Source organism: Mycobacterium sp. IDUB_37 (genome assembly GCF_055419245.1).
Genome location: NZ_JBVAXG010000001.1, coordinates 280,968 through 305,791 on the forward strand (window position 1 = coordinate 280,968; position 24,824 = coordinate 305,791).

The 24,824-nt window shown below is 64.4% G+C and carries 26 protein-coding genes, 3 tRNA genes and 1 pseudogene; 16 read left to right on the forward strand and 14 right to left on the reverse strand.

All coding sequences use genetic code 11. The features are described from left to right. Nucleotides 1-80: 80 nt before the first annotated feature. From ACZY1I_RS01265 to ACZY1I_RS01275, 3 genes and pseudogenes are all read right to left on the reverse strand, one after another. Nucleotides 81-776, reverse strand: coding sequence for a crotonase/enoyl-CoA hydratase family protein (locus ACZY1I_RS01265; protein WP_463753450.1), 696 nt, complete (start codon nucleotides 774-776; stop codon nucleotides 81-83). 57 nt (nucleotides 777-833) lie between these two features. Continuing rightward, nucleotides 834-1,669 (reverse strand): annotated as a pseudogene (locus ACZY1I_RS01270) (hypothetical protein); the annotation flags it as partial. 150 nt (nucleotides 1,670-1,819) lie between these two features. Then, a complete protein-coding gene (locus tag ACZY1I_RS01275) occupies nucleotides 1,820-2,536 on the reverse strand; it encodes an MBL fold metallo-hydrolase (RefSeq protein WP_463752477.1) in 717 nt (238 codons plus the stop codon). A 77-nt stretch (nucleotides 2,537-2,613) separates the two neighbouring features. On the opposite strand from ACZY1I_RS01275, the gene ACZY1I_RS01280 reads away from it, so the two are divergent. The 12 genes from ACZY1I_RS01280 to rplA all read left to right on the forward strand — a co-directional run bounded on the left by ACZY1I_RS01280 (nucleotide 2,614) and on the right by rplA (nucleotide 7,711). Next, nucleotides 2,614-2,826 (forward strand): type II toxin-antitoxin system VapB family antitoxin, encoded by a 213-nt coding sequence (locus ACZY1I_RS01280; RefSeq protein ID WP_463752478.1) that lies wholly within the window; start codon nucleotides 2,614-2,616, stop codon nucleotides 2,824-2,826. A gap of 120 nt (nucleotides 2,827-2,946) precedes the next feature. After that, nucleotides 2,947-3,019, forward strand: a tRNA-Thr gene (locus ACZY1I_RS01285). Between the two features lie 34 nt (nucleotides 3,020-3,053). Next, nucleotides 3,054-3,127, forward strand: a tRNA-Met gene (locus tag ACZY1I_RS01290). A gap of 46 nt (nucleotides 3,128-3,173) precedes the next feature. Continuing rightward, nucleotides 3,174-3,341 carry a 50S ribosomal protein L33 gene (rpmG, locus tag ACZY1I_RS01295; RefSeq protein ID WP_205876410.1) on the forward strand — a complete coding sequence of 56 codons (168 nt, stop codon included), beginning with the start codon at nucleotides 3,174-3,176 and terminating at the stop codon, nucleotides 3,339-3,341. A 55-nt stretch (nucleotides 3,342-3,396) separates the two neighbouring features. After that, the gene (hadA, locus tag ACZY1I_RS01300) at nucleotides 3,397-3,876 is read left to right on the forward strand and encodes a (3R)-hydroxyacyl-ACP dehydratase subunit HadA (protein ID WP_463752479.1); all 480 of its coding nucleotides are present in this window, start codon (nucleotides 3,397-3,399) and stop codon (nucleotides 3,874-3,876) included. After that, entirely contained in the window at nucleotides 3,863-4,291 is a 429-nt protein-coding gene (gene hadB / locus ACZY1I_RS01305) for a (3R)-hydroxyacyl-ACP dehydratase subunit HadB (protein WP_463752480.1), read from the forward strand. The genes hadA and hadB overlap by 14 nt, the downstream gene beginning before the upstream one ends. Before the next feature lie 3 nt (nucleotides 4,292-4,294). Further along, complete coding sequence (gene hadC / locus ACZY1I_RS01310) at nucleotides 4,295-4,795, forward strand: (3R)-hydroxyacyl-ACP dehydratase subunit HadC (protein ID WP_463752481.1); 501 nt, start codon at nucleotides 4,295-4,297, stop codon at nucleotides 4,793-4,795. A gap of 158 nt (nucleotides 4,796-4,953) precedes the next feature. Further along, nucleotides 4,954-5,026 (forward strand) — tRNA-Trp (locus ACZY1I_RS01315). Between the two features lie 142 nt (nucleotides 5,027-5,168). After that, nucleotides 5,169-5,678, forward strand: a complete 510-nt coding sequence (gene secE / locus ACZY1I_RS01320) for a preprotein translocase subunit SecE (protein WP_463752482.1) — start codon at nucleotides 5,169-5,171, stop codon at nucleotides 5,676-5,678. A 32-nt stretch (nucleotides 5,679-5,710) separates the two neighbouring features. Next, nucleotides 5,711-6,427, forward strand: a complete 717-nt coding sequence (gene nusG / locus ACZY1I_RS01325) for a transcription termination/antitermination protein NusG (protein WP_463752483.1) — start codon at nucleotides 5,711-5,713, stop codon at nucleotides 6,425-6,427. A 56-nt stretch (nucleotides 6,428-6,483) separates the two neighbouring features. Next, nucleotides 6,484-6,918, forward strand: a complete 435-nt coding sequence (gene rplK / locus ACZY1I_RS01330) for a 50S ribosomal protein L11 (protein ID WP_463752484.1) — start codon at nucleotides 6,484-6,486, stop codon at nucleotides 6,916-6,918. An 82-nt stretch (nucleotides 6,919-7,000) separates the two neighbouring features. Next, complete coding sequence (rplA, locus tag ACZY1I_RS01335) at nucleotides 7,001-7,711, forward strand: 50S ribosomal protein L1 (RefSeq protein ID WP_463752485.1); 711 nt, start codon at nucleotides 7,001-7,003, stop codon at nucleotides 7,709-7,711. A gap of 79 nt (nucleotides 7,712-7,790) precedes the next feature. On the opposite strand, the gene ACZY1I_RS01340 is transcribed toward rplA, so the two are convergent. The 11 genes from ACZY1I_RS01340 to ACZY1I_RS01390 form a co-directional block, all read right to left on the reverse strand. Next, nucleotides 7,791-9,008, reverse strand: coding sequence for an RNA polymerase sigma factor (locus tag ACZY1I_RS01340; protein ID WP_463752486.1), 1,218 nt, complete (start codon nucleotides 9,006-9,008; stop codon nucleotides 7,791-7,793). An 8-nt stretch (nucleotides 9,009-9,016) separates the two neighbouring features. After that, entirely contained in the window at nucleotides 9,017-9,712 is a 696-nt protein-coding gene (locus tag ACZY1I_RS01345) for a YciI family protein (protein ID WP_463752487.1), read from the reverse strand. A gap of 99 nt (nucleotides 9,713-9,811) precedes the next feature. Further along, nucleotides 9,812-10,708 (reverse strand): hydroxymycolate synthase MmaA4, encoded by an 897-nt coding sequence (gene mmaA4, locus ACZY1I_RS01350; protein WP_463752488.1) that lies wholly within the window; start codon nucleotides 10,706-10,708, stop codon nucleotides 9,812-9,814. A 136-nt stretch (nucleotides 10,709-10,844) separates the two neighbouring features. Next, entirely contained in the window at nucleotides 10,845-11,726 is an 882-nt protein-coding gene (locus tag ACZY1I_RS01355; protein ID WP_463752489.1) for a cyclopropane mycolic acid synthase family methyltransferase, read from the reverse strand. Between the two features lie 121 nt (nucleotides 11,727-11,847). Beyond that, nucleotides 11,848-12,711 (reverse strand): cyclopropane mycolic acid synthase family methyltransferase, encoded by an 864-nt coding sequence (locus ACZY1I_RS01360; protein ID WP_463752490.1) that lies wholly within the window; start codon nucleotides 12,709-12,711, stop codon nucleotides 11,848-11,850. Between the two features lie 31 nt (nucleotides 12,712-12,742). After that, nucleotides 12,743-13,603: a cyclopropane mycolic acid synthase family methyltransferase gene (locus ACZY1I_RS01365; protein ID WP_463752491.1), complete on the reverse strand. Its 861-nt coding sequence runs from the start codon at nucleotides 13,601-13,603 to the stop codon at nucleotides 12,743-12,745. A gap of 82 nt (nucleotides 13,604-13,685) precedes the next feature. After that, the gene (locus tag ACZY1I_RS01370; protein WP_463752492.1) at nucleotides 13,686-14,612 is read right to left on the reverse strand and encodes an alpha/beta fold hydrolase; all 927 of its coding nucleotides are present in this window, start codon (nucleotides 14,610-14,612) and stop codon (nucleotides 13,686-13,688) included. Then, a complete protein-coding gene (locus ACZY1I_RS01375) occupies nucleotides 14,613-15,959 on the reverse strand; it encodes an ABC1 kinase family protein (RefSeq protein WP_463752493.1) in 1,347 nt (448 codons plus the stop codon). It lies immediately after the preceding gene. A gap of 85 nt (nucleotides 15,960-16,044) precedes the next feature. Then, nucleotides 16,045-16,947, reverse strand: a complete 903-nt coding sequence (locus ACZY1I_RS01380; protein WP_463752494.1) for an alpha/beta fold hydrolase — start codon at nucleotides 16,945-16,947, stop codon at nucleotides 16,045-16,047. A gap of 9 nt (nucleotides 16,948-16,956) precedes the next feature. Further along, on the reverse strand, nucleotides 16,957-17,532 hold the full coding sequence (locus tag ACZY1I_RS01385) for a DinB family protein (protein WP_463753451.1): 576 nt from the start codon (nucleotides 17,530-17,532) through the stop codon (nucleotides 16,957-16,959). 23 nt (nucleotides 17,533-17,555) lie between these two features. After that, nucleotides 17,556-18,086 (reverse strand): DinB family protein, encoded by a 531-nt coding sequence (locus ACZY1I_RS01390; RefSeq protein ID WP_463752495.1) that lies wholly within the window; start codon nucleotides 18,084-18,086, stop codon nucleotides 17,556-17,558. Nucleotides 18,087-18,149: 63 nt separating this feature from the next. Here ACZY1I_RS01390 and ACZY1I_RS01395 point away from each other — a divergent pair, with 63 nt between their 5' ends. From ACZY1I_RS01395 to ACZY1I_RS01410, 4 genes are read left to right on the forward strand one after another with little or no spacing between them, the layout of a single operon-like run. Further along, entirely contained in the window at nucleotides 18,150-19,121 is a 972-nt protein-coding gene (locus tag ACZY1I_RS01395) for a helix-turn-helix transcriptional regulator (protein ID WP_463752496.1), read from the forward strand. Nucleotides 19,122-19,130: 9 nt separating this feature from the next. Further along, the gene (locus ACZY1I_RS01400) at nucleotides 19,131-23,288 is read left to right on the forward strand and encodes a glycoside hydrolase family 38 N-terminal domain-containing protein (protein WP_463752497.1); all 4,158 of its coding nucleotides are present in this window, start codon (nucleotides 19,131-19,133) and stop codon (nucleotides 23,286-23,288) included. Beyond that, entirely contained in the window at nucleotides 23,285-23,902 is a 618-nt protein-coding gene (locus ACZY1I_RS01405) for a DUF7158 domain-containing protein (protein WP_463752498.1), read from the forward strand. The genes ACZY1I_RS01400 and ACZY1I_RS01405 overlap by 4 nt, the downstream gene beginning before the upstream one ends. Beyond that, the gene (locus ACZY1I_RS01410; protein WP_463752499.1) at nucleotides 23,902-24,807 is read left to right on the forward strand and encodes an ROK family protein; all 906 of its coding nucleotides are present in this window, start codon (nucleotides 23,902-23,904) and stop codon (nucleotides 24,805-24,807) included. The genes ACZY1I_RS01405 and ACZY1I_RS01410 overlap by 1 nt, the downstream gene beginning before the upstream one ends. Nucleotides 24,808-24,824 lie beyond the last annotated feature (17 nt).

A 24,824-nucleotide genomic window follows, 5' to 3' on the forward strand; every position in this document is an offset into this window, starting at 1 on the left:
GCCGCGGAAAGTGCCAGACTCCGATTTGGAGGAGGCGCGGTGTGGCGCGGTTGTTTCGGGCAACCGCATCACCTGTCCATCTAGGCGCCGAATTCCTTCTCGATCCCATCGATCCCAGCCCGGATCGCCTTCAATGAGTCGGCGCGGGCCCGCAACTTGGTGGCAGCGTGCGCCGACTGACTCAGGTTGGCGAATTCATGCGCTGCTTCCTCGGCGCGGCTGACGACCACCTCGGGCAGCACCATCTCGTCGATGAAGCCGGCGGCCAGGGCCGTTTCGCCGAAGAACGTCTTGGCCAGTCCGGTGGCTTGTTGGTACGCCGACCGCGTCAGCCGAAGCTTCAACACTTCGAGTGCGGCCCAGGGGATGACCATGCCGATCGCGACCTCGTTGGCCTGAATGTTGTACGCGTGGGCGGCGATTCGATGATCGCCGGAACACAACAGGAACGAGCCCATCGCGATCGCGGGCCCGGTGCAGGCGATCACCACCGGCTTGGGATAAGACAGCAGCCGGTAGGACAGTTCGAATCCGCCCCTAAGCATGTCGATCGCGGGCTGCATCTCGCCGGACGTCAGGATCTTCAAGTCGAATCCGCCGCTGAACACGCGCTGATTGCCGGTGATCACCAGCGCCTTCACGTTGTCGCTGTCAGCTTGGTCGAGCGCGTCGTTGAGGGCCTGCTGCATGGCCGGGCCCAACGCATTCACTTTGCCGTCGTCCATCCGGATGACCCCGATGGTTTCGTCGTGGGTGTAAACGACCGGGTCGCTCATGGGTGACTCCTTCGCTGCGGGCAACGGAGTCGATTGAATCAGATGCCGTTCCGGTCGCGCGGCTACACCCGTTGGCTGCGGTGCTTGCCCAGTTCGTTCTCGGCGTCGCCCCAACGCAGGCTGACGTCGGTGGGCTCGTCGAGTTGCCGGGTGCGCCACCTGTCCTGCGTTTCGGTCACGGCGCGGTTGATGCGATCGATCTCGCCGCGAAACACGTCGGGACGCGTTTCCTTGCTTGCGTAGTGGAAGTAGGTCAGCAGGCTGCGCAACAACTCCAGCTTCTGCTTCTCCCGCTTGGCCAGGTCGTGTGTGGTCATCAGCTCGATGCGCTGCACGGGCGGCAGGGCGTCCCAGTCCAGCACTACCTTCGTCTCCAGCGGGCTACGGGCGCGCTGCCAGAATTTCCATCCTCGTGGCTGCTCGCGGCGGTCGTAGTAGGTGACCGTCCCTTCGAAACGGGACTCGACGCCATGCCCGATCTCGGCGCGGTCGAGCGCTGAATCCCACACCATCCGCCACTCCTGGCCGGGCGCCAAGGTGGGGAGCTCCTTGGGCAGCTGCAGTTCGACCACATCGGCGTAGCCGTCGGATGCGTTCTCGTACTCGGCCACGGTCGGGGGATTGGGGAAGTTGAAGTGGATGTCGTAGGCCGCGGTGCGGCCGAAATTCCTGACCACGAGCTCGATGACATGCCAGTCCGCAACATGCGGCTCCATCAGCATGGCGACGTGCGGCCGCGTGCTTTCGGCAGCCAGTGAACGGCTGCGCTGCAGTTGTCTATGCGTGAAGATCAGCGCGACGACGCCGAGTGCGAGCGCCCCCCAGGCGGCCCACGCCAGCCAGGTGTTGGACTCGACATCTGTGATTCCGTGCCAGCCTTGGACCCACCCCATTGGCACCCCACCTCCGCTCGTACCGCTACCGACGCCCGAAACCGACCTCGGACCGGGAATGTAGCTGCCCTGATCGTAGAGGGGCGTGCTGCATATTGCTGAGAGGGTTATCGACCGTGCCTGGAAGAGTCGCCTGAGTTCGCCGAGCGGTCAGCCGCCCATCAGCATTCGCCATTGGTCGAGACTGCGTGCCCGGTATACGTAGTTGGAACGCTTCACCTCCGACAGTGCCGCGCTCGGTTCGGCGGAATACCAATGCCCGGGATACACCGTCGGGTCGCCTTGCAGCGCGGCGAGTTGCTGCAGACTGCGATATATCTCGTCGGAGTCGCCGCCGGGAAAATCGGTGCGGCCGCAGCCTTCCAGGAACAATGTGTCGCCGGCGACCAAGCGACCGTCGAGCAGGAAGCACTGACTGCCCGGCGTGTGCCCGGGAGTGTGCAGCAACTCGATCTCGATGTCGCCGATGCTGACCTTGTCGCGGTGGTCGTGGGTGGTGAGATCGCTCACCGGGATCCCGGTGATCCGGGAAACCCACAGCGCCTCGTGGGTATTGACGTGCACTGGAACCGAGGTTCGCTCCAGCAGCTCGGCCAGCCCCTTGAGTTCGAAGCCCATCATCGAGCCACCGATATGGTCCGGGTGGTGATGGGTCACCAGCACCCCGGACAGGTGCATGTCGTCGGCCTCCAGGGCGTCGACCAGGTCCCCGGCCGCGTATGCCGGGTCGACCACCACACAATCCCCGGTCTGGCGGTCACCGATCAGGTAGGCGAAGTTGCGCATCTGCGCAGCTATCGGGTCGCCGACGGCGAAATCGCGACCGGAAAGCAGTTGGCGGAAATAGAGCCGATCCGAATCTGACACCCCACCAGAGTATGAGGCGTCCAAAATTAACCCAATTCGGCCTTCCACCTGCACAGACTCGTCGGTAAAGTTGGTCCATGCTGAAGAGGGTCGAGATCTTAGTTGCTGACGACCTCCTCCAAGAGGTCATACACCGGTACCACCTGGCCGATGCCCGCGAAGCCATTCATGTGGCGCTTATGGCGCTTCTTGATCAGGCCGAGAACGAGGCAGAGCCGCAGGACGATGATTACGACGAGTTCACCGATCTGAACGCCTGGCGACTGCATCCAACCAGCGGGACGGGATGACTCTCTTCGGGCAGTGATCGATGCGGTTTCACACGGCGGTTTGGCGACGTCGCGCGCCACGCTGTAACCTCTTCTAGGCCTTGAAGCGTAACCTGCACGACTGGTCGCTCCGGGTGAACGGCCCCCTTAGCTCAGTCGGTAGAGCGTTTCCATGGTAAGGAAAAGGTCAACGGTTCGATTCCGTTAGGGGGCTCGGCGGACGCCGAGCACGTGGACGGCGCGTCCAGGGCGGTGTAGCTCAGTTGGTTAGAGCGAACGACTCATAATCGTTAGGTCGCCGGTTCGAGTCCGGCCATCGCTACGACATACAACGTGGCTCGTGAAGAGAGATTTGAGAGGGAACCGTTATGGCTTCCAGCACCGATGTGCGGCCGAAAGTGACTTTGGCATGCGAGGTGTGCAAACACCGCAACTACATCACCAAGAAAAACCGCCGCAACGACCCCGACCGGCTGGAGCTGAAGAAGTTCTGCCCGAACTGCGGAAAGCACCAGGGGCACCGCGAAACGCGGTGATTGCGCACGCCGTTGGTCGCAGACCGACCCCGAACATTAGGTAGGTTTCAGAGCCGTGGCGCTGTCCGCAGACATCGTCGGGATGCATTATCGCTACCCCGACCATTACGTGGTGGAACGGGAAAAGATCCGCGAGTACGCGATTGCGGTGCAAAACGACGATGCCGCCTTCTTCGGCGAAGACGCTTCGTCGGAGTTGGGCTACGACGGGCTGACCGCACCGCTGACGTTCATCTGCGTATTCGGCTACAAGGCACAGTCGGCGTTCTTCAAGCACGCGAACATCGCGATTTCGGACGAGAAAATCGTGCAGATCGACCAGGTGCTGAGATTTCAGCAGCCCATTGTTGCTGGGGACAAGCTTTATTGCGATGTCTACGTGGATTCGATACGCGAGGCGCACGGCACCCAGATCATCGTGACCAAGAACATCATCACCAATGAAGCTGGTGACACTGTGCAGGAGAACTACACGACCCTGGCAGGTCGTGCCGGCGAAGACGGAGAAGAAGGATTTTCTGATGCCTCTGCGTGAGTTCAGTTCGGTGCAGGTGGGCGACCAGCTCCCAGAGCGGACCTACCCGCTCACCCGCCAGGACCTGGTCAACTACGCCGGTGTGTCGGGTGATCTGAACCCGATCCACTGGGACGACGAGATTGCCAAGGTGGTCGGGCTGGACACCGCGATCGCGCACGGCATGCTGACCATGGGTATCGGTGGTGGCTATGTGACGTCTTGGGTCGGCGACCCGGGTGCGGTCACCGAGTACAACGTGCGTTTCACCGCGGTGGTCCCGGTGCCCAACGACGGCAAGGGCGCGGAGCTGATCTTCAGCGGCCGGGTGAAGTCTGTCGACCCGGAGAGCAAATCTGTGACGATCGCCCTGACCGCGACAACCGGTGGCAAGAAGATTTTCGGCCGGGCCATCGCCTCGGCGAAGCTGGCGTAGTCGATGGCGCTCAAGACCAACATTGTCGGGATGACCTGGGAGTACCCGGACTACTTCGAGGTCGGTCGCGAACAGGTCCGAGCATTCTCCCGGTCGATCAAGAGTGACGACCGGGCCTGTTTCGAAGAAGCCGCGGCGGCGGAACTGGGTTACGAGGCCATCATCGCCCCGCTGACTTTCGTGTCGATTCTGGCCAAACTCATCCAGGACGACTTCTTCCGCAATGTCGACGTGGGCATGGAGACCATGCAGATCGTTCAGGTCGACCAGAAGTTCGTCTATCACAAGCAGGCGCAGGTCGGCGACAAGCTTTACGGCAGCATGCGCATCGAATCTGTCGTCGAGCGATTCGGCGCCGACATCGTCGTCACCAAGAACCATTGCCACAATCAGCATGGCGACCTGGTTTTGGAGGCTTTCACCACCCTGATGGGCCACGAGGGTGACAACTCCATCCAGCTGAAATGGGACAAGGAAACCGGCCAGGTCGTCCGGACGGCGTGATTAGTAACTGAGTCCTGCCTCCATGTACACTCGGACCTCGGGGTTTTCCCATTACAAGCGCGCTGTCCGGTCGGTTCGCGATTGCCGAACGGGGAGCGCGCGAGTCATGTAAGCCCCAAGTCAGCTGGGTTGGTCTGGGCATGGCCTGCCAACCGCGAAGGGGCGTAGCTCAACTGGCAGAGCAGCGGTCTCCAAAACCGCAGGTTGCAGGTTCAAGTCCTGTCGCCCCTGCAGAAGGCCGTCCGGCGGCGATGCAGGCCAGCATGGCCTGCGGAGGAGCCGGACCAGAGGCGGGCTGTGCAATGGTGGACACTGGGAGAGTGTCCAACCACACAACGGCTCGCGGGACAGTTAGCGAACAAAGGAGCATGCGGTGAGCGACGAAGGCGACATTGCCGACGACGCCACAAGCGACGGCGACGACGACACCAACGGTGGTCGGACGGCCGTAGTGACCAAGGCGGTGTCGCGGCCACAGCGCCCCACCGGCAAGCGGTCCCGGCAGCGTGCATTGGAACCCGAGGAGTCGTCGGCCGACGATGAGACGGCCGAAGCTGTGGTCTTGAAGAAGGATCCGAAGAAGGACCCCAAGAAAGACTCGGCCAAGAAGGACAAGAAGGACGCGTCTAAAGCTTCCAAAGCCAAGTCGGGCAAGCAGGACAAGGCGAAGAAGTCGGCGAAGTCCGGCTCGATCAACCCGTTCATTTTCGTTTACAACTACCTCAAGCAGGTTGTAGCCGAGATGCGGAAGGTGATCTGGCCTAACCGCAAGCAGATGATCTCTTACACCTCGGTGGTGCTGGTTTTCCTCGCCTTTATGGTGGCGCTGGTCGGCGGCGCTGATCTGGGTCTGAGCAAGCTCGTCCTGCTGGTGTTCGGCTGAGACCTGACAGTGATAGAGAGGGACTGAATACCGTGACTACCTTCGACGGTGACACGTCCGCGGGTGAAGCGGTCGACTTGCAAGAGGTCAGCACCCCAGAGGGTGCCGAGGCCCCGGCTGAAGACGTCGACCCCGCTACCGCGCTCAAGGCTGAGCTTCGCCGCAAACCCGGCGACTGGTACGTCATCCATTCCTATGCCGGCTACGAGAACAAGGTGAAAGCCAACCTCGAAACCCGGGTGCAGAATCTTGACGTCGGCGACTACATCTTCCAGGTGGAGGTTCCCACCGAGGAGGTCACCGAGATCAAGAACGGCCAGCGCAAGCTGGTCAACCGCAAGGTGCTGCCCGGCTACATCCTGGTGCGCATGGATCTGACCGACGACTCGTGGGCTGCGGTGCGTAACACGCCGGGAGTGACCGGATTCGTCGGTGCTACGTCGCGCCCCTCAGCGCTCAAGCTCGACGACGTGGTGAAGTTTCTGCTGCCGCCGGGAGCGGCGAAGAAGGCCGCCAAGGGTGCGGCAAGCACCGCTGCCGCGGCCGAGACGGGTGGGCTGGAACGTCCGATCATCGACGTCGAGTACGAGGTCGGCGAATCGGTGACGGTGATGGACGGACCGTTCGCCACGTTGCCGGCCACGATCAACGAGGTCAACGCCGAGCAGCAGAAGCTCAAGGTGCTGGTCTCCATCTTCGGCCGTGAAACACCGGTGGAACTGACCTTCAGCCAGGTCTCCAAGATCTAGCCCGCTGGGCACGCCAGCAACAACTTTGAAAATCCAGGAAGGAATATCGACATCTCATGCCACCGAAGAAGAAGAAAAAGGTCACCGGGCTAATCAAGCTCCAGATCACGGCGGGGCAGGCTAACCCCGCGCCCCCCGTTGGTCCCGCGCTGGGTCAGCACGGCGTCAACATCATGGAGTTCTGCAAGGCCTACAACGCCGCGACGGAAAGCCAGCGCGGCACCGTCATCCCGGTCGAGATCACGGTCTATGAGGACCGGACGTTCACGTTCGTCCTGAAGACGCCGCCGGCCGCCAAGCTGCTGCTCAAGGCTGCCGGTGTGCCCAAGGGCTCGGCGGAACCGCACAAGACCAAGGTCGCCAAGGTCACCTGGGATCAGGTTCGCGAGATCGCCGAGACCAAGAAGGCGGACCTCAACGCCAACGACATCGACGCGGCCGCCAAGATCATCGCCGGGACCGCCCGGTCGATGGGCATCACGGTCGAGTAGTAGAACAAGTCACACCCCGAAAGCGTGGGAGGGCCAGCTGCGGCCCGTCGAACCACGAACCCAACACAGATTGGATATGAAGATGAGCAAGACCAGCAAGGCATACCGCGCCGCGGCCGAGAAGGTTGACCGCAACAACCTCTACAGCCCGCTGCAGGCCGCCAAGCTCGCCAAGGAGACCTCGTCGACCAAGCAGGATTCGACCGTCGAGGTCGCGATTCGGCTCGGTGTCGACCCGCGTAAGGCTGACCAGATGGTCCGCGGCACGGTCAACCTGCCTCATGGCACGGGTAAGACCGCTCGCGTCGCGGTGTTCGCGGTGGGCGAGAAGGCAGAAGCCGCCATCGCTGCCGGAGCTGACATCGTGGGTAGCGACGACCTGATCGAGAAGATCCAGGGCGGTTTCCTCGACTTCGACGCCGCGATCGCCACCCCCGACCAGATGGCCAAGGTGGGTCGCATCGCGCGAGTCCTCGGGCCGCGCGGCCTGATGCCGAACCCTAAGACCGGCACTGTCACCCCAGACGTCGCGAAGGCCGTCACCGAGATCAAGGGCGGCAAGATCAACTTCCGCGTCGACAAGCAGGCCAACCTGCACTTCGTGATCGGCAAGGCGTCGTTCGACGAGACCAAGCTCGCCGAGAACTACGGCGCGGCGCTCGAAGAGGTGCTGCGGCACAAGCCTTCGTCGTCGAAGGGCCGCTACCTGAAGAAGGTCACCGTGTCGACGACCACGGGCCCGGGTATCCCGGTTGACCCGTCGATCACGCGGAACTTCGTTACCGAGGCCTAGGCTCTCAGCGCGAGCAGACGCAAAATCGCACAGAAATCGCTTCGGCGATGCGAGTTTGCGTCTGTTCGGCGTTCGGGGGTTAGCCGCTGCATTCGGTGATACGGCGCCGCAGGAAATCGCGGCCCGGCTCAGATCCGTTGGATTCCAGCGCGATTCGATACCAGGTAACCGCATCGGCGGGACGTCCCGCGCGGCGCAGTAGGTCGGCGCGAATCGGGGCGACCAGATTGGACCTGGCCAGTCGAGGATCGTGAGCGACTTCGTCCAGCGCGGCCAGGCCGGCATCAGGGCCGTCCCGAAAACCGACCGCGAGCGCACGATTGGCCAGCACTACCGGCGAATCGGTCGTCTGCACCAGTCGGTCGTAGGCCGCGCAGATCGTTGTCCAGTCGGTCTGTTCCCAGGTCGGTGCCGTGGCATGTACCGCGGCGATCACGGCCTGCGGCAAATAAGGCCCACCCGATCCCTCGGCCTGCCGCAGCCGATCCAGGCCGCGACCGATCCGGCCACGGTCCCACCGTCGACGGTCTTGCTCCTCGAGCGGCACCAACGCGCCGGCGTCGTCCACCCGAGTCTCGCGGCGTGAATCATGGAGCAGCACAAGGGCTGCCAGGGCTTGTGCCTGCGGCTCATGCGGCATCAGTGCGCACAACTCCGCAGCCAACCGAACCCCCTCGCTGCACAGTTCGTCGCGAATTGCCGACGGCCCCGCGGTTGACCAGTACCCCTCGGTGAAGACCGAATAAATGCAGCTGAGAACGTGCGGTGTGCGTTCGGCCAACAATTCGGCCGGCGGCACCCGCAACGGGATGTTGGCGTGCCGAATCTTGTTCTTGGCTCTCGTGATTCGCTGGCCGACCGCTGTCTCGGTCTGCAGCAGTGCCCGAGCGATCTCGGCTACGGTCAGGCCTGAAACCAGCCGCAGTGTCAATGCCAGTTGCGACTGCCGATCCAACGCCGGATGTGCGCAGGTGAACATCATTCGCAACTCGTCGTCGGGCACCGGTTGCGGATCGGTGTAGTCGGTGCGGGCCCGAATGGATTCGATCACTGCGGCCGATTCCCTTCCCGGCCGGACCGATTCGCGGCGCAGCCGATCCCGGGCGCGGTTGCGGGCAACCGTGACCAACCATCCGCCGGGCTTGTCGGGCATGCCGTCGCGCGGCCAAGTGCGCAACGCCTCGGCACAGGCTTCCTGGACGGCGTCTTCCGCGATGGACAGATCGCCAGACCACCGCGCGAGCGCGGCGACGGCGGTTCCCCATTCCCGGCGGAAGACGCCGTCCAGGCTGGACATTCGGCTATCTACAACCCCGAGATTCCGGCGAGCTGCCGCACCTCGATAGTCGAGGCAGGGATCATCGACGCGAGCTTGACGGCTTCGTCGCGGTCGCGTGCGCCGAGCACATAGAAGCCGTTCGCGACCTCCGCACCTTCCGCGTACGGCCCGTCAGTAATCAGCGTTTCACTGTTGCGAACCCGGACAGTGGTCGCGGTGGACGGCTGGTGCAAAGCGGCTCCACCGATGATGTGCTCGCCGGCGGCGGCCGCGAACTGCCCGTGCTGAGCGGCCATGACCTCCCATTCGGCGCTGCCGGGCGGTTCGGCGTTGGCGGGCGGCTCAAGCAGCAGTGCCAGCCATTGGGTGCCGTCTCGTTGGGTGGGCTGGAACTCCCCGTACACGGGCCACACTTCGATGGCGCCGTGCTTGGCCGCGGGGATATCACGGGCGAAAGCCAGCGCCTCGTCGAGATTCTCGGCTTCGAACACGTAGAAGCCCCCGGCGATTTCCGCGCTCTCGGCGAATGGGCCGTCAGTTACGACGGGCGCGTCGGGGGTCCCGGTGATGTGGACCGCGGTGGCCGCGGGGACCAGCGCATCACCGCCACGGATCGCGGACGCGACCTTCGCGTGGAAGGCCTGATAGGCGGCCATCTCGGCAGCACCCTCGTCGGGTGTGAGGTCGCGCTCCTGGTTGATCAACAAAGCGAGGTACTGCATGTTCGGTCACCTCCGGGTTGTGAGCGAAGCCGTCTGCTTCACTCTCTACCGGTTAGACGAACGACGCGCGAGCAATCCGACAGCCAGCCGGAAAAGAAATCAGGCGACCGCACCCGGCTTGAGGTAGGTGACCAGGCTGACGTCGAGAATCTCGTCTGTGAAGTAAAACTCGCAGCCGCGCAGGTACTTGATGTAGCGGTTGTAGACCTCTTCGGAGGTGATTTCGATGGCCTTGTCCCTGTTGGACTCCAGCGTATCGCCCCACATGTGCAGCGTCTTGATGTAGTGCGGTCGCAGCGAAAGCGGTTCGGGGACGGTGAAACCGGCCTTCTCGCCGTGCTCGACCATCATGCCGGTGGTGGGAAGGCGACCGCCCGGGAAGATCTCGGTGATGATGAATTTGATGAAACGGACCGTCTCGAAGGTCAGCTTCTTGCCGCGAGCATTGATGTCGTAGGGGTGGTAGCTGACGCTGCTCTGCACTGCCATCCGGCCGTCGTCGGGCATGATGTCGAAAGTGCGCTTGAAGAAGTCGTCGTAGTTCTCGTGCCCGAAGTGCTCGAACGCTTCGATGGACACGATCCGGTCGACCGGCTCATTGAAATCCTCCCAGCCGTGCAGGAGAACGCGGCGTGAGCGGTCGGTCTCGATCGCATTCAGCACCGATTGCGATCGGGCGTGCTGGTTCTTGGACAGGGTCAGGCCGATGACGTTGACGTCGTACTTCTCGACCGCACGCTTCATCGTGGTGCCCCAGCCGCAACCGATGTCCAGCAGCGTCATGCCCGGCTTGAGGTCCAGCTTGTCCAGGTTCAGATCGATCTTGGCGATCTGGGCTTCTTCCAGCGTGAGATCCGAGGGCTCGAAGTAGGCGCAGCTGTAGATCCGAGTCGGGTCCTGGAATAACGCGAAGAATTCGTCCGAGACGTCGTAATGCGCCTGGATGTCTTCGAAGCTGGTCCGAATCTTCGTCGGGCTAGGCGGGTTCTCAGCCATTGTCGTCCTGATCTCCTGAATGATGTTCACTGCTCGTACGCGCGCACGCTCGCTCGACTGGGTTGTTCAGCTTACGGATTGACGATTTTCACAACTGGTGCGGAGCGCCCCGATCATCCCTCTGCGGCAGCAAAGTCTACTTGGTCAGTGTGAAGTGGTGGCAGTCGACGTAGCCGATCCGAAAGCACTCGGCGGTGCCGGTCAGGTACTTCATATAACGGTCGTAGACCTCTTGGGACTGGATTTCGATGGCCTCGTCCTTGTGGGTCACGAGAGCGTCGGCCCACAGATCGAGGGTCTTGGCGAAGTGCAGCTGCAACGATTCGACATTGCTCACCTTGAACCCGACCTTCGTCGCATGCTCCTCGACCTTCTCGACCGATGGCAGCCGACCGCCGGGGAAGATCTCGGTCACGATGAACTTGATGAAGCGGGCCATCTCGAAAGTCACCGGCATGCCCCGCTCGACGATCTGCCCCCCGGTCAAACCGGTGATCGAGTGCAGCAGCATCACGCCATCTTCGGGCAGTGCGTTGTAGACGAACTTGAAGAAGTCGTCGTAGCGCTGGAAGCCGAAGTGCTCCAACGCTTCGATGGTGATGATGCGGTCCACCTGCCCGTCGAACTCGGCCCAGTCGCTCAGCAGCACGCGGTACGAGCGGTTCGTGTCGACCTGGCCGAGAAGCCGCTCGCAGTAGGCGTGCTGGTTCTTGGACAAGGTGAGCCCGATGACGTTGACGTCGTACTTCTCCAGGGCGCGCTTCATGGTCGAACCCCAGCCGCATCCGACGTCGAGCAGGGTCATCCCCGGCTGCAGCCCCAGCTTGCTCAGCGCCAGATCGAGCTTGGCGACCTGGGCTTCCTCCAGCGTCATGTCGTCGCGCTTGAAGTAGGCGCAGCTGTAGGTCCGGGTCGGATCCGTGAACAGCTCGAAGAACTCGTTGGAAATGTCGTAGTGCGCCTGGATGTCGTCGTAGTTCTCGGCCCTACTCCGGGCTCGAGTCAAATTGTCTGCCATACATCCTCCCCATGGGACAAGACCACACCCCTCGAGGTGACTACCACCGGCACCCTACACGCGACCAGGCGCATCTTCGGCATTTGGCGGCGGCAACGCTTGCTTTTCTTGGAAATACGCGCTACTTGACCAAAGTGAATTGGTTGACGTCGATATAGCCGACCCGGAACGCATCCGCGCAACCGGTCAGGTACCTCATATAACGCTCGTAGACCTCTTCAGACTGGATCCGGATGGCGTCATCCTTGCGCGATTCCAGCGCCGCCGCCCATATGTCGAGGGTCTTGGCGTAGTGCGGTTGCAGCGACTGGCGGCGGGTCAGCTCGAAGCCGGCCTTGGCAGAGTGTTCGCCGACCTTTTCGATCGACGGCAACCGGCCGCCGGGGAAGATCTCGGTCAGGATGAACTTGATGAAGCGGGCCATCTCGAAGGTCAGCGGCATGCCGCGCTCGGTCATCTGGGACGGGATCAACGCGGTGATCGTGTGCAGCAGCATCACGCCGTCATCGGGAAGCAGCTTGTTGGCCATCGCGAAGAAGTCGTCGTAGCGGTCGAATCCGAAGTGCTCGAACGCGCCGATCGACACAATGCGGTCAACGGGCTCGTCGAATTCTTCCCAGCCTTTGAGCTCTACCCGCCTGCTGCGCGAGGTGTCCAGCTCGTCGAAGGTCTGCTGCACGTGAGCGGCCTGGTTCTTCGACAGCGTCAGGCCGATGACGTTGACGTCGTACTTCTCTATTGCGCGGCGCATGGTGGCGCCCCATCCGCATCCCACATCGAGCAGCGTCATGCCGGGTTCTAGGCCCAGCTTGCCCAGTGCCAGGTCGATCTTGGCGATCTGAGCTTCCTCCAACGTCAGATCGTCGCGCTCGAAGTACGCGCAGCTGTAGGTCTGAGTCGGGTCCAAGAACAGTCGGAAGAAGTCGTCGGACAGGTCGTAATGCGCCTGCACGTCGTCGAAGTGCGGCTTCAGCTTGTCGGCCATAGTGTCGTAGTTGCCTTTCCGGGCCAGACGGCTATTTCGTCAGCGTGTACTGGGCGACATTGGAGAGGCCCTTGCGGAACAGGTTCGCGCAGCCGTGCAGATAGCGCATGAAGCGGTTGTAGACCTCTTCGGACTGGATGGCGATCGCCTGTTCGCGGTTCGACTGCAGGTTTTCCGCCCACATGTCCAGCGTCCGTGCGTAGTGCGGCTGTAGGTATTGAATCTCGTCGACCGCGAATCCGCTGTTCAGGGCGTTGTCGATGATGTCGACCTCGCCGCACATTCCGCCACCCGGGAAGATCTCGGTTGCCAGGAAGCGGAAGAACCGCAGATCACTCATGGTCACGGTGATGCCGTTGTCACGCCAGTACGTCTGCTCATGGGTGAAAATGCTGTGCAACAGCATCCGGCCGCCCTCGGGCAGGATCTCGTAGGAGCGATCGAAGAATGCCGGCCAGCGTTCCTTTTTGAAGGCGTCGAAGGCTTCGAAGCTGACGATGCGATCGACCGGCTCGTTGAACTCTTCCCAGCCTTGTAGCCGAGCCTCGGTATGGCGCTTGGTGTCGATGTTGGCCAGTCGTGTTTTGCTGAGCTCGTAATGGTGCCGACTCAGGGTGACGCCGATGACGTTGACGTCATACTTCTCAACCGCTCGGACGACGGCACCGCCCCATCCGCAGCCGACATCGAGCAGCGTCATGCCGGGCTTGAGCTCCAGCTTGTCCAGCGCCAAGTCCAGCTTCGCGATCTGGGCCTCGGCGAGGGTCATGTCATCGCGCTCGAAGTAGGCGCACGTGTAGACCATGTTGGGGTCCAGAAACAACCTGAAGAAGTCGTCGGAAATGTCGTATGTCGCTTGCGACTCTTCGTAATACGGCCTCAACTCGGCCATGTCGAACATCCTCCCCTTCGAAGGTGGCAATTTCGCGCGCTGCGCAACAACGGCAGAGGGCTGGAGCGAAAGTGGAGGGTCTTCATACACCTAGCCCTGAGCCCTTGCTAGACGCAGCGAAGTTGCTCCTCAGCTCGCTGAGTACCCTATCCCACAAAGCTTCGGGCAGGTCGTGTCCCATGCCGTCGATCAGCACCAGGCGGGCACCCTTGATCGCCCTGGCAATCGCGCGGCCCCCGAATGGCCGCATTAGTTTGTCTGCCCGTCCGTGGATGACCACGGTCGGCGCAGTAATGCGGCGATCGTAGTGCATCAGGCTGCCGCTGCCCAAAATGGCGCTGAACTGTTGGGATATGCCCCACGGGTAGAAGTTCCGGTCGTAGCTCTCGGCGGCGTCCGCGTGCGCCTCATCGTCGGGCGTGGGGTAGAGCGGGCTGCCGATGATTTTGCCGACCCTGACCGAGTTGTCGATGATGACGTCTCGGGGTGAACTCGGTGCCGGGCCCTTGAGTAGTGCCAACAGTTGGCGCGGCGCCGGCGGCGGCAGGAACCTGTGGTTATTGCTGGAAAAGATGATGCCCAGGGTCTGGGTCCGCTCGGCGAACCGCGCCGCGAAAACCTGCGCGATCATGCCGCCCATGGACGCACCGACGATGTGCGCGCGGGTGATGTCGAGGTGATCGAGCAGGGCCGCCGCGTCATCGGACATGTCGTCCAAGGTGTAGGCCGCCTGGCTGGGTAGCCCGAGGAAGGAGCGGGCCATCCGCGTCAGCAGCGGCTGGGGGGCCCGATAACGCTCGGTCTTGGTGGACAGGCCGACATCGCGGTTGTCGTAACGGATCACCCGCAGGCCATGACCGACGAGTCGCTCGCAGAACCCGGTCCGCCACAGCAGCATCTGGGCGCCCAAGCCCATGATGAGGAGTACAGGCGGGTCGTCGAGGTTGCCCATGTCCTCGTAGTACAGCTTCACATCACCGGACAGCGCGGTGCCGCTGCGAACTTCCATCTAGACCTCTATATCCGAGTTGTACTCGCGGCTAACCTCGACCATGAAATTGGCGAAGTATCCGGTCAGCTGCGGGTCCGTCATCATCTGCCACTTCGGAGCCAGCAGCTTCATGTAACGCTCGACATAGAGGAACTGCTTCCCGATCAGCACCAATTCCCGGGGCAGCTTGACGTCGTACGCGTCGGCCAGCGTCGACAGTTGGCGGCCGATGTCGGCATACGACATGTCGCCGAGGGACTGCATGGTCAACGGGGTGGCGAACTTCTCCAGGTCTTTGGCTGCCTGCGCCTCGGGCTTCACGTTCCCGACCGCGCCCATCAGCACGACGATCTTGCCGGCCGCGGCGTGGTCCTTTTTGACCAGCAGCGCGTACACCAGCTCGCGCAGCAGCCAGCGGGTGCGCGGATCGATGCGGCCCATGATCCCGAAGTCGAAGAACACGATGCGGCCCTCGTCGTCGACGTAGAGATTGCCCGCATGTAGGTCGCCGTGGAACAGCCCGTGTCGCAGCCCGCCTTCGAACAGGCTGAACAGCAGGGCCTTCACCAGTTCGGTCCCATCGAAGCCCGCCTGCCGGATGGCAGCGACGTTGTCGATGCGGATGCCCTGCACCCGTTCCATCGTCAGCACCCGCTCGCTGGTGAAGTTCCAGTGCACCTGGGGCACCCGGATGTTCTTGCCGAGCGGCGAAGCATGCAAGTGGGATACCCACGCATCCATCGACTGAGCTTCCAGACGGAAGTCCAATTCCTCGGCCAGGTTGTCGGAGAAGTCGGCGACGACGTCCTGCGGCGACAGCCGGCGCCCCAGCTTGGCCAATTCGACGGCCTGAGCGAAGCGCTGCAAGATCTGCAGGTCTGCGGCGACCCTGCGACGGATTCCCGGCCGCTGGATTTTGACCACCACGTCCTCGCCGGTCTTCAGGGTCGCGTAATGCACCTGGGCGATCGACGCAGATGCGAACGGCTCTTCCTCGAAGCTGGCGAACAAATTGGCGGGCTCGTCGCCGAGGTCCTCGATCAGCAGTTTGTGTACGGCCTCGGTATCGGCCGGAGGAACCCGGTCCAGCAGGCTACGGAATTCACGGGACAGCGATTCGCCGAATGCTCCCGGGCTTGACGCAATGATCTGTCCGAATTTCACGTATGTCGGACCGAGATCGGCGAAGGTCTGCGGAATTTGCTTGATGATTTTCTGCTGCCAAGGACCCTTGCCGGGTAGTGCGGCGACCACCCGTGCCGCGGTTCGGGTGACCTGCCAGCCAGTGACAGCTACCCGGGCCGCTTCGACCGGCAACGGCACCCGGTCCAATCTGGCCACGTCGCGGTGCTTAGTGGAACTCATTACTGCAGTGTGCCAAATCGAAGTACCAAACAACCAATCCACGTGACCCCGCTCACCTGCGGGGAAATCCCCGTCCAAGCTGAAATCAGGTCGCGCGGGCGAAGTTCTCGGTCAGCGTCTCCACGATCGGCCGCCACACCGGTTCGGGCAGGTCGTGGCCCATGCCATCGATGACCACGAAGCGTGCGCCATCGATGGCCGCGGCAACCGAGCGGCCGTTGCGGGGCCGCAGCATGGGGTCCGCCGATCCATGCAACACCACCGTCGGCACGGTGATCGCCTTGCTGTACGAAAGCAAGCTGCCGGTGCCCAATACGGCGTCGAATTGGCGCAGCATTCCGGGCGGATAGGTGCTGCGTTCCGCAAGCTGCTGAACTCGCGCTCGCAACTCTTCGTCGGGCGGCAGGAAATTGGGGCCATTGAATACCGCTACGTTGCGCACCTCAAAGGCCAACTTTTCCTCAGCGGTGGCGTCTTTGGCAGGTGGGTCGAATGCCAGCTTGATTACTCGCCACGCCGGCGGCGGCGACAGCGGCTTGCCAGTCGTCGACATGATGATCCCCAGCGAGGCGACCCGGTTCGGATGGGTAGCGGCAAGAATCTGCGCGATCATGCCGCCCAGTGAGGCGCCGACGACGTGGGCCCGGGAAAGGCCCAGATGGTCCAGCAGCGCGACCACGTCTTCGGTCATGTCGATCAGCGTGTAGGGCACCGGACTCGTCCTGCCCATGAAGTACCGGCCGATGCGCCGGTAGACCGAGCCCGGGGCCTGCATCCCGTGCATCTTGGCCGACAGGCCGGTGTCGCGGTGATCGAAACGGATCACCCGGTGACCGGTGTTGACCAGCCGTGCGCAGAAGCCGTCTGGCCACATTGGCAACTGAGCGCCCAGGCCCATGATGAGCAGCACCGCCGGGTCGGCCGGATCGCCGAGGTCTTCGTAGTAGAGCTCGATGGAGCCGCTGGTGGTCCCGCTGCGGTTGAGCACCTTCTCTTTCTACTCAGGCTTGCGCCAGGGAGTGAGCCACGGTTGCGGTTCCCAGCCTTCGAGTCCGGCGATCAGTTCGTACATGGTGGCGCCGTCGATCGTCTCCCGGATGATGTCTGCGTGCCCCGCGTGCCGGGCCAATTCGTTGATCACGTGCAGGATCACCCAGCGCACCGACCACGCGGGAAAATCCTTGGGAAACCAGGGCGCATCCTGCGGCACCGGGACGGGGACGTCGAAATCAGCGGTCTCCACCAGTCGCAGTGTTTTCGCGTTCTGCTCTTCCAGGGCGCGCAGCAGCCCGTCCAGCGTCTCGTCGGATCCCATCACGTACTCGTCCTGGAATTCCGCGGCCCGCACTTCAAAAGGCCGGTTGTCCTTCTCGGGCTCGCCGGGTGCCGCGGCGACCCGTGTCATCCAGATGCGTTGCATGCCGGTGACGTGTTTGATCAGGCCACCGATCGACAGCGCGCTGGCCGATGGAGTGGCACGGGCCTGCTCATCGGTGAGGCCGTAGGAGACCGCGAAGTAAGCACTCTGGTGGTAGGCCAAGAATTCGCGCAGGGCATTGCGGTCGTCGGTCACTGGTGGGGCTAGGGCGGGCATGCTCAGTCCTCCTGATTGTTCGGCTGGTGGGCGTAAAGGTCGCGCACGCAGGCGATTTCGGCGCCATGATGGATCGCTTCCCGGTTGATGTGCAGCACCAACTCGGACAGCGCGTAGTCGGCGTAGGGCCCCTCGGCCGGGCCGCACGGGCGCTTCAGATCGTCGATGGACAGCGACCGGACGCCGGCGATCCACGTCGCGTAGGTCTCGTCCAACTGCTGCAGAGCCGTGGCGGCGTCGGTTGCGTAGCGCCAATTCTGGTAGTCGGCGGGCGGCCCGTCGAAGTGGCTGTGGTTACGCATGGCGAATACGCCGACGATGACGTGGGCCATCCGCCAGGCGATGGTGGTGAACGGTGCCGGCTCGGGCGGCGGATAGGCGAAGTCGATGGCGCCGTCGGGATGGATGGTCCAGCAGTCGGGCACCGGTTGCCAGAAGTATTCGTCGTCGGTCAAGCCGTCCAAGCGTGCGCGCAACTGCCCGGACCAGTGCCAGTCGAGCTGATCTGCGAGTTGTGTGATCAGGTCTGTCATATCGCTCAGCTTTCCAGCAATAGCGGACAGAAACGGTCCTAAATCTGGGGCAGACTGAATGATGTGTCAGCGGGGACGTCCACTACAAGCCGGGTGCTCGAGCTGCTGGGGTTGCTGCAGTCACGCCGGGTGTGGACAGGGGAGGAGCTGGCCGAGCGGCTGTCGGTGACCACCCGCAGCGTCCGCCGCGACGTCGAACGGTTGCGCGAACTGGGCTACCCGGTGGGTGCTAGCAAGGGGCAGGGCGGCGGATATCGACTTGGCGCCGGTGCCGCGTTGCCGCCACTGTTGCTCGACCCCGACGAGGCGGTTGCCATGGCGGTGTGTTTGCGCCTGGCCGCCGGTGGCAGCGTCGCCGGTGTGGGTGACTCGGCGTTGCGGGCGCTGTCCAAGTTGGACCAGGTGATGCCGGCGCGGCTGCGGGCGCAGGTGGCCGCGGTCCACGACGCGACGGTGACGCTGACGCCCGAGACGTCTGAAGCCAACCTGGTCGAGCCCGACACATTGATGACCCTGGCGCGTGCGTGCCGCGATCACGAGCACGTGACGGCCGACTACACCGACCGCGACGGCAACCCGAGCCGGCGACGGCTGGAGCCCTATCAGCTGGTGACCACCGGCCGCCGCTGGTATCTCCTCGCGCACGACCGTGACCGGGACGACTGGCGCAGCCTGCGCCTGGATCGGATGGGTGAGGTGCTAGCGGCGGGCAGCACTTTCGCGCCGCGGCCCGCACCCGATGCACGCGAATATGTGCGGCACGCAATCAGCGCGGCGCCGTACCGCTACGTTGCCCGAGTTCGCTACCGGGCGCCGGTGTCCGAGATCGCGCGGCACTTCTCGCCGCAGTCAGCGCGCGTCGAACCCGACGGCGAGGACGCCTGCGTGGTGATTGCCGGTGGTGACCACCCGGCTGGGATGGTGCTGCATTTCGCGATGGTGGACGCCGATTTCGAGGTGCTCGAGCCGCCCGAGGTGCAGGCCGCGGCGCGCCTGATGGGGCAACGCCTGCAGCGCGCGGCGCCCGGCCCGTAAGGTGCGGACATGCAGGTGATCGCTGCAGAGTCGACCGAACTATTCGTCGGGCCGCCGGACGCACCGCTTCAGCTGGCTCGCCTGACCGTGACCGGGTGCACGCAGCCGACGGTCGTCCGGGTCGGGGGTGACGGCCTCAGCGGCGAAGCGGTAGCCGAACCCGGTGCCGAAGTCATCGAAATTCCGGTGCTGGTGAGTAAGCCGGTCGTCGGTGAGCGACGCAATGCCAGCGCCGCGGAGTTCGCGTTCGAATTCGTGGTCGCCGAGCCTGGCTGGACGATGTTCATGGTCAGTCACTTCCACTACGACCCGGTCTGGTGGAACACCCAGGGCGCCTACACCAGCGAGTGGCACGAAGACCCGCCCGGCCGCGCCCGTCAGACCAACGGGTTCGAACTGGTCCACGCCCACCTGGAGATGGCCCGCCGCGAGCCCGAGTACAAGTTCGTGTTGGCCGAAGTCGACTACCTCAAGCCGTACTGGGACACCCGTCCGGAGGACCGCGCCGACCTGCGTCGATTCTTGGCGCAGGGCCGCGTCGAGGTGATGGGCGGCACTTACAACGAGCCCAACACCAACCTGACCAGCCCAGAGACCACGATCCGAAACCTGGTGCATGGCATCGGTTTTCAGCGCGACGTACTGGGTGCCGATCCGGCCACCGCATGGCAGTTGGACGTGTTCGGCCACGATCCGCAGTTCCCCGGGATGGCCGCGGATGCGGGGCTGACCTCCAGTTCGTGGGCGCGTGGGCCGCACCACCAGTGGGGACCCGGGCAGGACGGCATGGACCGGATGCAGTTCTCCAGCGAGTTCGAATGGATCTCGCCGTCCGGGCGCGGTCTGCTCACCCACTACATGCCGGCGCATTATTCGGCCGGCTGGTGGATGGATTCCTCGACCACCCTTGCCGAGGCAGAGGAAGCCACTTATGCGTTGTTCGACCAGCTGAAAAAGGTTGCGCTGACCCGCAATTTGCTGCTGCCGGTCGGCACCGACTACACCCCGCCGAACAAGTGGGTCACCGAGATCCACCGCGACTGGGCCGACCGCTACACCTGGCCGCGGTTCGTCTGTGGATTGCCCCGGGAGTTTTTCGCGGCAGTGCGCGCCGAACTGGTGGAGCGGGGAACGGTGGCGTCGCCGCAGACCCGCGATATGAACCCGATCTACACCGGCAAGGACGTGTCGTTCATCGACACCAAGCAGGCCAACCGGGCCGCGGAGAACGCGGTGCTGGACGCCGAGCGGTTCGCCGTGTTCGCCGGGGTGTTGACCGGCGCCGATTACCCGCAGGCGGCGTTCGCCAAGGCCTGGGTGCAGCTCGCCTACGGCGCCCACCACGACGCGATCACCGGGTCGGAATCCGACCAGGTCTACCTCGATCTGCTGACCGGATGGCGCGACGCGTGGGAGCTCGGGCGTACCGCCCGCGACAACTCACTGCAGGTGCTGTCCAGCGCTGTTGCGAGTGCGCAGGACACGGTCGTTGTGTGGAACCCACTGACCCAGCAGCGCAGCGATATCGTCACAGCCCGGTTCGACCCACCCTTGGCCGCCGGAGCCCGGGTGCTGGACTCCGACGGCAGCGAGGTACCCGCGCAGGTTGAACACGATGGGCGGTCGGTGACCTGGCTGGCCCGCGATGTGCCGTCGCTGGGTTGGCGGACGTATCGATGTGTCGGCGCCACGAAAGCCGCTGGTTGGCAGCCGGCTGCGGGTTTGACGATCGCCAACGAGCACTACCGGCTGACCGCCGATCCGCAGCGCGGCGGAGGGGTGCAATCGCTGGTTCAGGACGGCCGCGAGCTGATCGCCGACGGCCGGGTCGGAAACGAACTCGCCGTCTACGAGGAATACCCGTCGCATCCCTCCCAAGGTGAGGGGCCATGGCACCTGCTGCCCAAGGGGCCAGTGGTGTGCAGCTCGGAAGCGGGAGCGACGGCGCAGGCGTATCACGGTCCGCTCGGTGAGCGGCTGGTCGTTCAGGGACGCATCGGCGACCTGCTGCGCTACACCCAAACCCTGACGCTGTGGCACGGCATCGCGCGGGTGGACTGCCGCACCACCATCGATGACTTCATCGGCGAGGACCGGCTGTTACGGCTGCGCTGGCCGTGTCCGGTGCCGGGCGCCATGCCGGTCAGTGAGGTTGGCGACGCCGTCGTCGGGCGCGGGTTCGCGCTGTTGCACGACGGGAACCGCTCGGTGGACACCGCGGAACATCTGTGGACGCTGGACAACCCCGCCTACGGCTGGTTCGGATTGTCATCGGCGGCTCGCATCCGGATCGGGACCGCGGTGCGCGCGGTATCGGTGGCCGAGGTGGTCGCGCCTTCGGAGTCGGAGTCCGGACCGCTGGCCCGGGAATTGATGGTGGCGCTGGTGCGCGCCGGCGTCACGGCCACCTGCAGCGGCGCCGACAAGCCGCGCTATGGCCATCTCGATGTCGACTCCAACTTGCCGGACGCTCGAATTGCGCTGGGTGGGCCCGCCCGCAACCCGTTCACCAAAGCACTGCTGGCCGAGGCGGACCCGGCTTACACCGCCGAATTGGCGCGGCAGCTCACCAAAAACGGTCAGGCGCGGATATGGGTGCCGGCGGCCGAACCCTTGGCGGCGGTCTGGGTGCCCGACGCCGACCTGCGGGCTGCACGCGCGTTGCCGGTGTTGGTCATCGACGGCCGCGACGACAAGAGGCTATACGCCGCGATCGCGTCCGTGGTCAAAGACCTCGGTGACGCCGAGATACCGGTGAAACAACGCGCCCCATCGGGATCAGACCCCTTCGAGGACTACACGGTCGCGCTGCTCAACCGCGGGGTGCCCAGTTTCGCTGTCGATATCGAGGGCACCCTCCACACCGCCCTGATGCGATCTTGCACGGGCTGGCCCTCTGGGATCTGGATCGACGAACCCCGTCGCACCGCGCCGGACGGCTCCAACTTCCAACTACAGCACTGGACGCACGATTTCGACTACGCGCTGGTCGGCGGTAGTGGCGACTGGCGACGCGCCGGCCTACCGGCTCGCAGCGCACAGTTTTCCAACCCGCTGCTGGCGGTCACCCCGCAACAGCGGCACGGCGCGCTACCGGACTGTGGGTCGTTGCTGCATGTTGAGCCCGCCGGCGCGGTGCAGTTGGGTGCTCTGAAGGCGGCAGGCAACCCGCTGACGGCCGGCAGCGCCGAGCCGGTAGTGCCGGGTGTAGTCGCGCTCCGATTGGTGGAGTCGACCGGCGCTGCGACCCTGGTGGTGGTCGGCTCGGAACTCGGCAAGCTCCGCGCGCTCGAGCAGGCGAACCTGCTGGAAACGCCGGAACGTCGCAAACGAGTCATCGATCTGCACGGCTTTCAGGTCGCTACCGTGCTCGCACGACTCGACGTGCCCGAACTGGTTGCCAACCCCGTGGCCGAATTGGCGCCGGAGGCCGAGCCGGCCCAACCGCTCTACGCACGGTATTGGTTGCACAATCGCGGTCCCGCCCCATTGGGTGGGTTGCCGGTAGTCGCGCATCTGCATCCTGCGCAGTTGAACGCCGACTCCGGTGCCGAGGTGTCGTTGCGCCTGACCGCGGCCAGCGACTGCACCGATTCGGAATTGAGCGGCAAGGTCGAAGTGATACACCCCGGCGGTTGGTCGGTCGCTCCGGTCGAGCTGCCGTTCACCCTGGGCGCCGGTGCGCATCTGGAAACCGACGTCGTTGTGACGATCCCGGCGGATGCGCCGCCGGGGTTGTATCCGATCCGGGCACAGTTGCAAGTCACCTCCTCCGACGGTCAGGTGCCGGCCGCATGGCGTCAGGTGGTCGAGGATGTCGCGATCGTGGCCATCGGGTCCGAAGTCGACGAGCTGGTCTACCTCGTCGACGGCCCCGCCTCGATCGAGCTGGCCGCCGGGGAGGCCACGCGCCTTTCCGTCACGATCGGTAGTCGCGCGCATGCCGATCTGGCGCTGGAAGCACACCTGATCAGCCCCTGGGGAACATGGGAGTGGATCGGCCCGGCCGCGCTGGGCGCTGATCTACCCGCGCAGGGCACCGTCGACCTCGTCTTCGATGTGAGGCCACCGGCATGGTTGGCACCCGGGCAGTGGTGGGCGCTGGTCCGAGTCGGCTGCGCCGGTCGGCTGGTCTATTCGCCGGCGGTGAAGGTGACAGTGACGTGAATGAGCATCCGGTCGCGACCGTCGGCGGGGGACCGGTAGCCGCTGACGAGGTGGACGCGCGCGAAGCCAGGCTGCGTAGCGGTCCGCGCGCCGCCGCACTGCCGGCCAGTGGCACCAGCGAGGGCCGGCAACTGCGGCGCTGGCTTACCCAACTGATCGTGACCGAGCGAGTGATCGACGCCGAGGTACGGGTCCGCCCGGTTGACCGCGTCGACGCCCCGACCGAGGACGACCTGCTGCCCGACGTGACTGCCCGGCTGGAGATCGGCAGCATCGCCGCCGCGGTGCTGGCCGACCCGCGGGCGCGTGCTCTGTTCGCCGCCGTCACTGCCGAGGTCGAGATCAGCGACGACGAGGTGGCCGATTACCACGCGCGCAATCCGCTGCGGTTCGCGGCGCCGCGCGCCAGCGGCGACGGCTGGCGTGCTCCCGCCGTCTCGGCTCCGCCTCTCGAACAGGTGCGGACCGCCGTCGCGGAGCACCTGTTGGGCACCGCCCGCCGACGCGCGTTCCGGGTCTGGTTGGACGCTCGCCGTGCCGCGCTGGTCGAACTCGCGCCCGGATACGAGCATCCCGGCGATCCCCGCCAGCCCGACAACACCCACCGACACTGATGCTCAATCTTTGCCTCGATATCGGCGGCACCAAGATCGCCGTCGGCCTCGCGGACGCCGCCGGTGCCCTGGTGCACACCGTGACCGGTCCCACCCCGTCTGGCGCGGGCGCCGAGCAGGTGTGGGCCTCGGTCGCCGCGTTGATCGCCGACGCGTTGGGCGCGGCCGGGGGGTCGGTTGTGGGGGTGGGCATCGCTTCGGCCGGGCCGGTCGATGTGGCTGCCGGGACCGTCAGCCCGATCAATATTCCTTCGTGGCGCGGGTTTCCGCTGCGCGACCGAGTCGCGGCTTTGGTGCCTGGCCTGCCGGTACGGCTGGGCGGCGATGGCGTGTGCATGGCACTCGGCGAGCACTGGCGCGGTGCCGGACGTGGCGCGAACTTCTTGCTCGGGATGGTGGTCTCCACCGGCGTGGGCGGCGGATTGGTGCTTGACGGATCTCCCTACGACGGCCGCACCGGCAATGCCGGTCACGTCGGTCACGTGGTGGTCGAACCAAACGGCCTACCGTGCGCATGCGGTGGCTGCGGCTGCGTCGAGACCATTGCATCCGGCCCATCGATGACGCGCTGGGCGCGCGCTAACGGTTGGTCGGCGCCGCCTGCCGCTGGGGCCAAGGAGTTGGCCGACGCCGCGGCGGCGGGGGATGCGTTGGCATTGCAGGCTTTTGATCGCGGCGCCGATGCGCTGGCCCGGATGATCGCGTCGGTGGCGGCGGTGTGCGACCTGGATCTGGTGGTCATCGGCGGGGGAGTGGCCAAATCCGGCGCACTGCTCTTTGATCCGCTGCGCGCGGCACTGGCCGACTACGCCCGGCTGGCCTTTCTCCAAGGTCTCCGCGTGGTGCCCGCCGAACTCGGGGGAGATGCCGGCCTGGTAGGTGCGGCACGGCTTGGCGGTTTATAAATAGACACGTGTCGACT